The organism is Paenirhodobacter enshiensis (assembly GCF_000740785.1).
GTDB classification, from domain to species: domain Bacteria; phylum Pseudomonadota; class Alphaproteobacteria; order Rhodobacterales; family Rhodobacteraceae; genus Rhodobacter; species Rhodobacter enshiensis.
This window is the reverse complement of sequence record NZ_JFZB01000001.1, coordinates 22,842-35,292: the sequence shown is the minus strand read 5'-3', so window position 1 is coordinate 35,292 and position 12,451 is coordinate 22,842. Positions and strand designations below refer to the sequence as shown.

At 66.8% G+C, this 12,451-nt stretch carries 10 protein-coding genes; 6 read left to right on the top strand and 4 right to left on the bottom strand.

Annotated elements, in window-relative coordinates:
* The first annotated feature begins 124 nt into the window (after positions 1 to 124).
* From CG50_RS00145 to CG50_RS00130, 4 genes are all read left to right on the top strand, one after another.
* A complete protein-coding gene (locus CG50_RS00145) occupies positions 125 to 2,059 on the top strand; it encodes an extracellular solute-binding protein (RefSeq protein ID WP_081880213.1) in 1,935 nt (644 codons plus the stop codon).
* Positions 2,060 to 2,126: 67 nt separating this feature from the next.
* Positions 2,127 to 3,281, top strand: coding sequence for a microcin C ABC transporter permease YejB (locus CG50_RS00140; protein ID WP_036633806.1), 1,155 nt, complete (start codon positions 2,127 to 2,129; stop codon positions 3,279 to 3,281).
* Entirely contained in the window at positions 3,281 to 4,387 is a 1,107-nt protein-coding gene (locus CG50_RS00135; RefSeq protein WP_036633804.1) for an ABC transporter permease, read from the top strand. The genes CG50_RS00140 and CG50_RS00135 overlap by 1 nt, the downstream gene beginning before the upstream one ends.
* Positions 4,384 to 5,976, top strand: a complete 1,593-nt coding sequence (locus CG50_RS00130) for an ABC transporter ATP-binding protein (protein ID WP_036633803.1) — start codon at positions 4,384 to 4,386, stop codon at positions 5,974 to 5,976. The genes CG50_RS00135 and CG50_RS00130 overlap by 4 nt, the downstream gene beginning before the upstream one ends.
* Before the next feature lie 64 nt (positions 5,977 to 6,040).
* On the opposite strand, the gene hemN is transcribed toward CG50_RS00130, so the two are convergent.
* Entirely contained in the window at positions 6,041 to 7,390 is a 1,350-nt protein-coding gene (gene hemN, locus CG50_RS00125; RefSeq protein ID WP_036633802.1) for an oxygen-independent coproporphyrinogen III oxidase, read from the bottom strand.
* A gap of 59 nt (positions 7,391 to 7,449) precedes the next feature.
* Between hemN and fnrL the strand changes: the two genes are divergently transcribed.
* Positions 7,450 to 8,196 (top strand): transcriptional regulator FnrL, encoded by a 747-nt coding sequence (fnrL, locus tag CG50_RS00120; RefSeq protein ID WP_036633800.1) that lies wholly within the window; start codon positions 7,450 to 7,452, stop codon positions 8,194 to 8,196.
* 111 nt (positions 8,197 to 8,307) lie between these two features.
* On the opposite strand, the gene CG50_RS00115 is transcribed toward fnrL, so the two are convergent.
* The 3 genes from CG50_RS00115 to CG50_RS00105 all read right to left on the bottom strand — a co-directional run bounded on the left by CG50_RS00115 (position 8,308) and on the right by CG50_RS00105 (position 11,849).
* Positions 8,308 to 9,147, bottom strand: coding sequence for a universal stress protein (locus CG50_RS00115; RefSeq protein WP_036633798.1), 840 nt, complete (start codon positions 9,145 to 9,147; stop codon positions 8,308 to 8,310).
* A gap of 150 nt (positions 9,148 to 9,297) precedes the next feature.
* Positions 9,298 to 11,001: a D-alanyl-D-alanine carboxypeptidase family protein gene (locus CG50_RS00110; protein WP_245615530.1), complete on the bottom strand. Its 1,704-nt coding sequence runs from the start codon at positions 10,999 to 11,001 to the stop codon at positions 9,298 to 9,300.
* 125 nt (positions 11,002 to 11,126) lie between these two features.
* Positions 11,127 to 11,849, bottom strand: coding sequence for an HAD family hydrolase (locus tag CG50_RS00105; RefSeq protein WP_036633797.1), 723 nt, complete (start codon positions 11,847 to 11,849; stop codon positions 11,127 to 11,129).
* A 205-nt stretch (positions 11,850 to 12,054) separates the two neighbouring features.
* On the opposite strand from CG50_RS00105, the gene clpS reads away from it, so the two are divergent.
* A complete protein-coding gene (gene clpS, locus CG50_RS00100) occupies positions 12,055 to 12,438 on the top strand; it encodes an ATP-dependent Clp protease adapter ClpS (protein ID WP_081880212.1) in 384 nt (127 codons plus the stop codon).
* The last annotated feature ends 13 nt before the right edge of the window (positions 12,439 to 12,451 follow it).

The following is a 12,451-nucleotide window of genomic DNA, read 5'->3' as shown; positions in this document are numbered from 1 at the left end:
CCTATACCGTGCCCGGGCCGGGCGGCAAGCGCTGTCGCGCCTGTCGGAGGGGGGCTTCACGCAGAAGCAACTTGCACCCCGGGGCATTGCGCCCTTAGCTGTGCGCGCATGAAGGAGGCAAGGCATGACAGGAACGCTCTTTTCGGTGACGCGACGCGGCTTCGGCTCGGGGCTGGGGGCGGCGCTGATCGGAACGGCGGTGCCGCTCTTGCGTCCGGCGCGCGCCCAGACCGCCCCCGAAGCCGTCCCGGCCGCTGCCGCGCCCGGGGCTGCCGCCGCATCCGGGACCGTCACCGCGACGGCCATCGCCACGCTGGGGGATCTGAAATACGCTCCGGATTTCGCCGCGCTCGATTACGTCGATCCCGCGGCCCCGAAAGGCGGCGAGATTTCCGAATGGGCGCCGGGCAGCTTCGACAATTACAACCCCTACACGCTGGAGGGGCGGCCGGCCGCGCTGTCTTCGGCGCCGCATGAGACGCTGCTGACCCCGACCTCGGACACCGTGGGCGAGGCTTACGGGCTGTTGTGCGAGAGCCTCGAATACCCGCCCTCGAAGGACTGGGTGATTTTCACCCTGCGTGAGGGGATCCGGTTTTCCGACGGCTCGCCCCTGACGGTCGAGGATGTCGTATTCTCGTTCGAGCAATTGCGCGACAAGGGGCTGAGCTCGTTCCGCGCCGTCGTCGCCCAGCAGATCGAGAGCTGCGAGGCGCTCGATGCGCGGCGGGTGAAGTTCACCTTCGTCGCCGGTTATCCGCGCCGCGACATCATCCAGTCGGCGGGCGGGTTGCCCGTGCTGTCGAAGGCGCAGTTCCTGCGCGACGGGATCGACCTTGCGAAGGCCTCGGACAAGCCGCTGATCGGCTCGGGGCCCTACATGTTCGACAGCGCGCGCGGCGGGCGCACCGTGGTGTGGCGGCGCAACCCCGATTACTGGGGAGCGGATCTGCCGGTCAACCGCGGCCGCGCCAATTTCGACCGCATCCGGATCGAGTATTACGGCGACTATCAGGCCGCGTTCGAGGGCTTCAAGGCCGGCAATTACACCTTCCGCAACGAGGCCTCCTCGCAGGCCTGGGCGACGGGCTACGACTTCCCGGCGCTGAACAAGGGGCAGGTGGTGAAGGCGGAACTGCCGAACGGCAACGTCGCCTCGGGGCAGTGCTTCGCGATCAACATGCGCCGGCCGCAGTTCCAGGACATCCGCGTGCGCGAGGCGCTTGGCCTGATGTTCAATTTCGAATGGGCGAACAAGGCCTTGTTCTACGGTCTTTACGCTCGCATCAACTCGATCTGGGAAAATTCGGAGCTCGCGGCCCAGGGTAAGCCGACGCCCGAGGAGCTGGAGATCCTGACCCCTCTGGCGCATGAGCTGCCCGAGGGCGTGTTGACCGATGAGGCGGTGATGGCGCCGGTGTCGGGCGAGCGCCAGCTCGACCGGGCCAACATGCGGCGGGCGGCGATCTTGCTCGATGCCGCGGGCTGGACCGCCGGCGGCGACGGGCTGCGGCGCAATCCGGAAGGCGAGCTGTTGCGCGTCGAGATCCTGAACGACGATCAGACCTTCGATCGCGTCATCACCCCCTATGTCGAGAACCTGCGCGCGCTTGGCGTCGATGCCCGCATGGCGCGGGTCGACGATGCGCAATACCAGACGCGTCGTGGCAACCATGACTTCGACATGATCACCACGCAGCTTGGACAGGAGCTGATCCCCGGCGCGAACCTGCAGCAGTATTTCGGCACCGGCGGCGTGAAGGATGTGTTCAACGCGATGGGACTGTCGAACCCGGGCATCGACGCGCTGATCCGTCTGGTCGAGGAAGCGCAGACCCATGCCGAGCTGGTGGCGCGGGTGCGTGCGCTCGACCGGGCATTGCGCGCGCTGCGCTTCTGGGTGCCGCAGTGGTACAAGGACAAGTACACCGTCGCCTATTACGACATGTTCGAGCATCCGCCGGCGCTGCCCGCCCATGCGCTCGGAGAGCTGGACTTCTGGTGGGCGAACGCCGACAAGGGTGCGAAGCTGAAGGCCGTGGGCGCTTTCGGCGGCTGAGGCGGTCCGGCCCCGATCAGAGGGGCAGGGCCGGCGGCGCGGTGCGACGACAAGGACAGGGGAGCGCATGGGGGCCTATATCCTGAGGCGGCTGCTTCTGGTGATACCGACCCTGTTCGGGATCATGCTGATCAGCTTCACGCTGACCAATTTCGTGCCCGGCGGCCCGATCGAACAGATCATCGCCCGCGTTCAGGGCGATGCCGACAGTCTGCGCAACATCTCGGGCGGGGGGGACGCCGGCCAGTCGCAGGGCGGGCTCGACGATCCGGGCTATCAGGGGGCGCGGGGCATCTCGCCGCAGCTGCTGCATCAGCTCGAGGTGCAGATGGGCTTTTCGCGCATCGTTTGTGCCGACGGCTTCACCGGCACCCCCGACCTCGGCAATCCTGCCTGCCACGCCGAGAAGATCCCCGCCTGGAAGCGGTTCTTCATCATGCTCGGCCATTACGTGACCTTCGATTTCGGCAAGAGCTTCTATCACCCGCAGACGGTGATGCAGCTGGTGGCCGAGAAGCTGCCGGTGTCGATTTCGCTCGGGTTGTGGTCGACGCTGCTGGCCTATCTGATCTCGATCCCGCTCGGCATCCGCAAGGCGGTGCGCAACGGCACGCCGTTCGACACCTGGACCTCGGCCGCGGTGATCGTGGCCTATGCGATCCCCGGTTTCCTGTTCGCGGTGCTGCTGATGGTGCTGTTCGCCGGCGGGTCTTACTGGAAGATATTCCCGCTGCGCGGGCTGACCTCGGATGACTGGGCGACGATGACCACATGGGGCAAGGCCGTCGATTACCTGTGGCACATCACCTTGCCGACCATCGCGATGACGATCTCGGGGTTCGCCACGATGACGCTGCTGACGAAGAATTCCTTCCTCGACGAGATCAACAAGCAATATGTGATGACCGCCCGCGCCAAGGGGCTGAGCGAGCGCAGGGTGCTGTATGGCCATGTGTTCCGCAACGCCATGCTGATCGTGATCGCGGGCTTTCCGGCGACGTTTCTGGGGGTGTTCTTCGGTTCCTCGATCATCGTCGAGACGATCTTCTCGCTCGACGGGCTGGGGCTTCTGGGCTTTCAGGCGGCGGCCGAGCGGAACTATCCGGTGATCTTCGGCACGCTTTACGTGTTCGGGCTGATTTCGCTGGTGGTGGGGATCCTTTCCGACATCACCTATGTGCTGGTCGATCCCCGGATCGATTTCGAGCGGAGAGAGGGCTGATGCAGCTGTCCCCCCTGACCCGCCGGCGCCTGCGCAATTTCCGCGACAACCGCCGGGCGTTCTGGTCGCTGATCGTCTTCTCGGTGCTGTTCGGGCTGTCGCTGTTTGCCGAGCTGGTGGCGAATGACCGGCCGATCCTCGTCAGCTATCGCGGATCGCTTTACATGCCGGTCTATCGCTTTTACCCGGAAACGACATTCGGTGGCGACTTCCGCACCGAGGCGATCTATCGCGACCCTTCGGTGCAATGCCTGATCGTCACCGGCGGGCGTCAGGAATGCTGGGACACCCCCGACAAGACGATGGAAGAGGCGCGCCAGACCGGCAAGGTCGGCGGCGAGGCGGTGCAGACCGGCTGGTTGCTCTGGCCGCCGATCCCCTACGGCTATCGCACGATCAATGACGTGGGCGCGGTGCCCTCGGCGCCCGATCGCGCGCATTGGCTCGGCACCGACAACACCGGGCGCGACGTGCTGGCGCGGGTGATCTACGGCTTCCGGCTGTCGGTCGGCTTCGCGCTGATCGTCTCGGCGGTGGCCTCGGCCATCGGCATCGCGGCGGGCGCGGTGCAGGGCTATTTCGGCGGTAGGACCGACCTGATCTTGCAACGCCTGCTGGAGATCTGGTCCTCCACACCGTCGCTTTTCGTCATCATGATCCTGTTCGCGATCCTCGGGCGCAGCTTCTGGCTTCTGGTGTTCATCGTGATCCTGTTCGGCTGGCCGGCGCTGACCGGCGTAGTGCGGGCCGAATTCCTGCGGGCGCGGAATTTCGAATATGTCCGCGCGGCGCGCGCGCTCGGGGTCAGTGACCGGGTGATCATGTTCCGCCATATCCTGCCCAACGCCATGGTGGCGACGCTGACCATGCTGCCCTTCGTCATCACCGGGGCGATCTCGACGCTCGCCTCGCTCGACTATCTGGGCTACGGGCTGCCGAGCTCCGCCCCCTCGCTCGGCGAGTTGGCGCTTCAGGGCAAGCAGAACCCGCAGGCGCCCTGGCTCGCCTTCACCGCGTTCTTCACCTTCTCGCTGATGCTGTCGCTTCTGGTGTTCATCTTCGAGGGGGTGCGCGACGCCTTCGATCCGCGCAAGGTGTTCAGATGAGCGACATTCTCCAGATCGAGAACCTGAAGATCGCGTTCCGTTCGGAGGCGGGTCTGACCGAGGCGGTGCATGGCGTCTCCTTCGCCATCGCCGAGGGCGAGACCGTGGCGCTGGTGGGCGAGTCGGGTTCCGGCAAGTCGATCACCGCGCTCTCGACGGTGCGTCTGCTCGGCCCCTCGGCCGAGGTCTCGGGGTCGGTGCGCTACCGCGGGCGCGAGATGGTCGGCGCCTCCGAAGCCGATCTGCGCAAGGTGCGCGGCAATGACATCAGCTTCATCTTCCAGGAGCCGATGACGTCGCTCAACCCGCTCCACACCATCGAGAAGCAGATCGGCGAGAGCCTCGCGCTGCATCAGGGGCTGCGGGGCCCGCAGGCGCGGACGCGCATCGTCGAGCTTCTGGATCAGGTCGGCATCCGCGATCCGGAGAGCCGGTTGCAGGACTATCCGCATCAGCTCTCGGGCGGGCAGCGCCAGCGGGTGATGATCGCGATGGCGCTGGCGAACGGGCCGGAGCTGCTGATCGCGGACGAGCCGACGACGGCCCTCGACGTCACCATTCAGGCTCAGATATTGGAGCTGCTGGCCGGGCTGAAGGCCGAGCGCAACATGAGCCTTCTGTTCATCAGCCACGATCTGGGCGTCGTGCGCCGCATCGCCGACCGGGTCTGCGTGATGAGCAAGGGCGAGATCGTCGAGCAGGGCCCGACCGCCGAGATCTTCGCCAATCCCCGCCATCCCTACACCCGCAAGCTTCTGGCGGCCGAGCCCAAGGGCCACGCCGATCCGGTCGCCCCCGACGCCCCCGAGGTGCTGAGCGCGACCGATCTGAAGGTCTGGTTTCCGATCCGGCGCGGGCTGCTGCGCCGCACCGTCGGCCATGTGAAGGCGGTGAACGGCGCCACGCTTTCCGTGCGCGCGGGCGAGACGCTGGGGATCGTCGGCGAATCCGGTTCGGGCAAGACCACGCTCGCGCTCGGGCTGATGCGGCTGATCCATTCCGAGGGGCCGATCCTGTTCATGGGGCGCGACATCTCGGCCCTGACGGGGGCAGAGCTGCGGCCGCTGCGGAGCGACATGCAGATCGTGTTTCAGGACCCGTTCGGCGCGCTCAGCCCGCGGATGACCATCGCCCAGATCGTCGCCGAGGGGCTTGGTGTGCATGGGGTCGACCCCGGCCGCGACCGCGACGACATGGTGCGCGAGATCATGACCGAGGTCGGCCTCGATCCGGCATGGATGCACCGCTATCCGCATGAATTCTCGGGCGGGCAGCGCCAGCGCATCGCCATCGCGCGGGCGATGATCCTGCGCCCGAAGGTGGTGGTGCTGGACGAGCCGACCTCGGCCCTCGACATGACGGTGCAGGTGCAGATCGTCGAGCTGTTGCGCGCGCTGCAGCATCGCCATGGCCTCGCCTATCTGTTCATCAGCCATGATCTGCGGGTGGTGCGCGCGCTCGCACACAAGGTGATCGTGATGAAGCAGGGCGATGTCGTCGAGACCGGCGAGGCCGAACAGATCTTCGCCGCGCCGCGCACCGATTACACCCGCGCGCTGATCGCCGCCGCCCTCGGCCCGAGGGGCTGAGCCGGCATAGGGGCATGAAAAAGGGGCGGTCGGTGCCGCCCCTCGGTGTTCATGTGCAGCGAGATCAGATCGCCGAGGAATGTTTCGACAGATCGTAGGCGTCGAAATGGCGCGCGATCATCCGGGTCAGCGGCCGTCCCTGCTCGGGGATCTCCAGCCCCTCGGTGGTCAGCGCGACCATCGGGCCGAAATGCTCGGCGCAAGACGACAGCAGCCGGGCGAGTTCCGCGGGATCGGCGCCATAGTCCTGCACCAGTTCCTGCGTCGAGACCCGGAAATCGCACATCAGCGCCTCGATCAGGCGCGCGCGCATCCGGTCCTCGCCCACGAAGGCATGGCCGCGGCTGGTGGAGAACCGCCCTTCGCGGATCGCCGCCGTATAGGCCGAGGTCGCGGGCGCGTTCTGCGCATAGCCTTGCGGGAAGCGCGAGATCGAGCTCGCACCCAGCCCCACCAGAACCTCGGCGGTGTCGTCGGTGTAGCCCTGGAAGTTGCGCCGCATCAGCCCGGCCTTCGCGGCCTTTGCGAGCCCGTCGGTGGGCAGCGCGAAATGGTCGATGCCAAGCTCGTCATAGCCATCGGCGACGAACAGCTTGCGCGCCGTCTCGAACAGCGCGAGGCGCTCTTCGGGGGTGGGCAGCTCGTCCGAGGGGATCATCGTCTGACGCCGCGCCATCCACGGCACATGCGCATAGCCATACAGCGCCACCCGGTCGGGGTTGAGCGACAGCAGCATCTGGACAGACTGGGAAATCTTCTCGCGGGTCTGGCCGGGCAGGCCATAGAGGATATCGGCGTTCAGGCTGGTGATGCCGCGCGCGCGCAGCATCTGGGCCGCGGCGCGGGTGACCTCATAGCTTTGTTCGCGGCCGATCACCTTCTGGATTTCGGGGTCGAAATCCTGCACCCCGATCGAGGCGCGGTTCATCCCCGCCGCTGCCAGCGCATCGGCGCGGGCATCGTCGATCTCGTTCGGGTCGATCTCGACCGAGAATTCTCCATCGGGCGCCATCGGCACCGCATCGCGAATCGCCGCGGCGAGCGTCGCGATCATGTCGGCGTCCATCAGCGTCGGCGTGCCGCCGCCCCAGTGCAGCCGCGACAGAGTGACGCCGCGGGGCAGCTGCGCTTTCAGCAGCGCGACCTCGGCCAGCAGCGTTTGCAGATAGGCGCGCACCGGCTCCTCATTCTGCGTGCCCTGCGTGCGGCAGGCGCAGAACCAGCACAGCCTGCGGCAGAAGGGGACATGCAGATAAAGCGAGATCCGCGCCCCCTCGGGGATCGCCGCGATCCAGCGGGTGAAATCGGCGGCGCCGATTTCGGTGCCGAAATGGGGCGCGGTCGGATAGCTCGTGTAGCGGGGCACACGGGCGTCGAACAGACCGAGTCGGGCGAGTTGCGTAATCTGATCCATGAGATTACTAATAAGGCGCGAGCCTTCGGGTGAAATTGACCCATATCAAGCGAGGTCTCATGGCGCATGACGACGGCATACATGCCGCGGTAACCTGTGGCGACTGCCCGATCCGGCACCGTGCCGTCTGCGCCCGTTGCGAGGGCGACGAGATCGAGGAACTCGAGCAGATCAAGTATTTCCGCAGCTTCGAGGCGGGACAGACGGTGATCTGGGCGGGCGACCGGATGGATTTCGTGGCCTCGCTCATTTCGGGCGTGGCGACGCTGACCCAGACGCTGGAAGACGGGCGCACCCAGATGGTGGGCCTGTTGCTGCCCTCGGATTTCTTCGGCCGGCCCGGCCGCGGCGAGGCGGCCTACAACGTCATTGCCACGACAGACATCGTGATGTGCTGTTTCCGCCGCAAGCCGTTCGAGGAGATGATGGAGCGCACGCCCCATATCGCGCAGCGGCTGTTGCAGATGACGCTCGATGAACTCGATGCGGCGCGGGAATGGATGCTGCTTCTCGGGCGCAAGACCGCGCGCGAGAAGATCGCCTCGCTTCTGTCGATCATCGCGCGGCGCGATGCCTCGGTGAAGCGGCAGGAGGCGAAGGGGCGTATGGCGTTCGAACTGCCGCTGACCCGCGAGGCGATGGCCGATTATCTCGGGCTGACGCTGGAAACGGTGAGCCGGCAGATGTCGCAGCTGAAACGCGAGGGCGTGATCGAGCTGGAAGGCAAGCGCCGCGTTATCATCCCCGATATGGATGTGCTGATGACCGAGGCCGGCGACGACAGCGACGGTGGCTTTCTGGTCTGAGAACTGCCGGGGCAGGGGGCCTCTCGCGGTTTCCCGCCGGGCTGAAACGAAAAAGGGCGCCCTCGGGCGCCCTTCGTGTTTTCGGCCGGTCCGGCCTCAGTGCTTCAGACCTCAGTGGGCCATGACGACCGGGGTATCCGACAGTTCCAGCATGTGCCGGGTCGCGCCGCCAAGGATCGCTTCGCGGAAGCGCGAATGGCCATAGGCACCCATCACCACCAGATCGGCGTTGGTGTCGCGCACATGGCGGTTCAGCACGTCCGAGATCCGCGGCATGGTCTTGGCCAGAACCGAAACCTCGGCCTTCACGCCCTGACGCGCGAGATACTGGCTGAGCTGGCCACCGGGGTCCGACCGCTCCGGCCCGTGGGTCGGCGGGTCGATCACCGTGATGTCGACCAGATCGGCCGCCTTCAGGAACGGCATCGCCTTGCGCACCGCATCGAGCGCCTCGTCCGACTGGTTCCAGGCGACGACGACGCGTTTCGCCGGCACCTCGCCGGTGTAGCCATCGGGCACCAGAAGCACCGGGGCCTGGCCTTCGAACAGCGCCGCTTCCAGCGTCGCCTCAAGCTCCAGCCCGCGGCCTTCGCCATAGGGCCGGCCCGAGATCACCAGATCGGCGAAGCGTGCCCGCATCCCCGTCACCGCACCGATCGCACCGATCTGGGCGACGAGCGCTTCGCTCGACCAGCGGATATCCTCGCCGGCCAGACGTTCGCGCACCGCGGCCTCGATGTCGCGCGCTTCCTGCTGGCTGCGCTCGACCGCTTCCTGTTGCACAAAAGCCGAGGCACCGGCGTAGTAATAGCCGGTCTGGGTGCGATCGACGCCAAGGCACAGGACATCGAGATGCGCATCCTGCCGGCGGGCCAGCTGGATTGCCGTGTCGATCTGTGCCTTGGCCGCGGCCATCTCGGTCACGATCGTCAGCATCGTCTTGTAGGCCATGAAACTTGTCCCCTGCATTAAGCATTCTGGGATACACCTTATCGGCGCTATCCGTCGGGGACTTTGACACGGATCAACCTGCATGCGGGCGGATACGGATTTCGCCCGGGCGGCGCGGCCCCGCCCCCGGAGGGCAGGGCCCGCGCCCGATCAGTGCCCGATGAGCGAGCAGGTGCTGGCGCGCGCGGCCAGTCGCGCACAGGCCAGTTCGGCATCCGAGCGGGTCATGTTCACGAAGGTCGCCTCGAAGGCCGACTTGCGCGCCTGCACGTTGCGCGTGGCCGAGCTGAGCGTGTCGCTCTCGGTCAGCGCGACCTGCAGCATGGCGCGCTCTGCGGCGTATTTCGATGCGAAGCTGCCGATCGAGATGCCCCAGCTGCGCTGTCCCTCGGAGCGCGAGACCATTTCGCGGGTTTTCTCGCGCGAGGGGGCGGGCGGGCTGAGCGAGGCGAGGATCACCGTGTCGTTGTGCGGGCTCTTGCGCTGCGATTCGGGCTTCGGGGCAGCGCCCTGAACCAGAACCGGGGCGCGCGGATCGGCATCGCCCTGCTCGATGGTATCCGGGGGGAAGACCGGTTCGGCCGCCATCGCGACGGTTTCGGGCTGAGGCGCGGCGCTCTGGACGAAGGCGTGCTCGGGCAGGGCGGCGGACTGGGGCGTGGCGGCCGCGGTCGTGCGGCCATCGCGCGGCGCCGGAACCGGGCGGATCAGCGGGCGCACCGAAGCGGGCCCGGCCGTTTGCATGGCGGGCTGTTCGGCGGGCTGGGGGGCTGCCGTGGCAGAGACCGGCACCGGCGAGGGCACGGGGCGCACCGACGGACGGGTCTCGGTCGCGGCGACATAAGCGGCGTCGGGGGCGGCGGGCTGGCCGTCCTCGGGGCGTGCCATGGGGCGCTGACTGTTGGAGGGCGCGACGGCCGCGCCATCTTCCTCGTCGGCATCCTCGGCGCCGTTGACCTCGGGGCCCGCGACATCGCCCGAGGGGCGCAGTGCCACGAGCTGCGGCGTGGCGGAGGCGCCCTTGACGCTGCCCGGCGAGCGCTGGAACCCCATGTCGAGCAGTGCCGCCATCTTGGTGTTGCGCTCGGCCGGCGAGGTCGCGCCGAAGATCGCACCGATCACCCGCTTGTTGCCGCGCTGCGCCGAGGCGACCAGGTTGAACCCTGCCGCGACGGTATAGCCCGTCTTGATCCCGTCGGCGCCGTCATAGGCATCGAGGAACTTGCGGTTGGTGCTGGCCACCTTGGCGATGCCGGCGTCGGCGGTGCGGCGCGAGAACAGCCCGTAATACTGCGGGAAATCGTAGATCAGATGGCGACCGAGGATCGCCATGTCATGCGCGGTGGACAGATGGCCCTCGCGCGTCAGGCCGTTGGCGTTCTTGAAGGTGGTGTTCTTCATCCCCAGACGCTGCGCCATCGCGTTCATCTTCGCGGCGAAACCCGCCTCGTTGCCGCCGATGAAATCGCCCATCGCCGCGGCCGCATCGTTGGCCGATTTGATCGCGGCGCCGCGGATCAGATAGCGCAGCTGGATCTGCTGGCCGGTCCGCAGACCGAGACGCGACGGCGCCTGACCGGCCGCGTTGGCCGAGACCGTCACCATCGTGTCGAGGCTGAGCTTGCCGTGCTCGATCGCGTCAAAGACGATGTAAAGCGTCATCATCTTGGTCAGCGAGGCCGGATACAGCCGGGTGTCGGCGTTTTGCGAATACAGCGTCTCGCCGGTGCGCGCATCCATCACGTAGGCCGCAAAGGGCGCCGCAAGGGACATGGCGGGGAACGCCAACAACAGGATTGCCACAAGCCCGAATCGGACCCGACGCATCAGCGTGGTCACGGTATCTGCCCTCATCTTGCCTCGCGCTCCGGTCATTTTCTGCCGGCGCTTCGACACATAGCCTAGCATGGGATTTTCGATCTGGAAACGGCTGAAATACGGCACTTTTGCCGGTTCGGCCGTTATCGGCGGACCGGCGGTCATCCACGCAGCCCGCTGACCAGTGCGGGCAGCGCTGCGAGGTCGCCGATCCCGGCATAGCGGGGGTTGGCGACGGGCGGCTCGGCCCGTTCGAGCGCCCAGGTGGTTTCATGCGGCACATGGGTGCCGTAACCGCCCGCCGCGAGCATCGGCAGCACGTCCGAAACGAGCGAATTGCCCACCATCATCGCCCGCCCGGCGCCCTCGGCATGGCGGGCAAAGACGCTGCGGTAGGTTTCGGGATGCTTGTGCGGGACGATCTCGATGGCGTCGAACATGTCGCGCAGCCCCGAGGCATCGAGCTTGCGTTCCTGGTCGATCAGATCGCCCTTGGTGACCAGGATCAGCCGGTAGCGGCCGGCGAGCGCGTCGAGCGTGTCGCCCACATGCGGCAGCAGCTCGACCGGGTGCGACAGGATCTCGCGCCCGGCCGCTAGGATTTCCGCGATCACCGGGGCGGGAACGGCGCCCCCGCTGACCTCGATCGCGGTCTCGATCATCGACAGGGCGAAGGATTTCGCGCCGAAGCCATAGTGGCGGATGTTGCGCGCCTCGGTCAGCAAAAGCCGCGCGCCGAGGTCTTCGGCGGGCAGGAAGTCCACCATCAGCTCCTCGAACCGGGTCTGTGCGGCGCGGAAGTAGCGCTCGTTGTGCCACAGCGTGTCGTCGGCATCGAAGCCGATGGCGGACAGGGTGGGGGGAGCTGTGGCGGGCAGGGGCATGAGTCGTCTCCGGGCAGGCAATCGCGGGTGCTGTGCGCCAGCCCGGCAGGGCTGGCAAGTCACGCCTTCGCGCCTGCGCGCGGGCGTGGGCGGGGCGCTTTCAGGACCGGTTCGGGCGGCTGCCTTTCCAAGTCCGCCCCTTCGCCCTATATTGTCCTTTCGTCACAGCATGATTCCCAACTCAGAACCGGACCTTGCCCGCGCCATGACCTGTTTCTTCCCGATTGTTGCGCCCTGCGCTGCCCATGCGGCGTTGTGCGCCTCTGCCGGCGGTGGTGATGGCACGGGCGATGACAACGACATCGGCATCGCGCTGAAGACCCGGCCGCGCACGCAACGCCCGCCGATGTATAAAGTGATGTTGCTCAACGACGATTATACGCCGATGGAATTCGTGGTGCATGTGCTGGAGCGCTTCTTCGGCATGACCCACGAACAGGCGTTCGAGATCATGCTGACGGTGCACAAGAAGGGGCTGGCCGTTGTCGGCGTGTTCTCCTTCGAGGTGGCCGAGACCAAGGTGATGCAGGTGATGGATTTCGCCCGCCGTCACCAGCACCCGCTGCAATGCACGATGGAAAAGGAGTGAGGCCCCGGCCTCG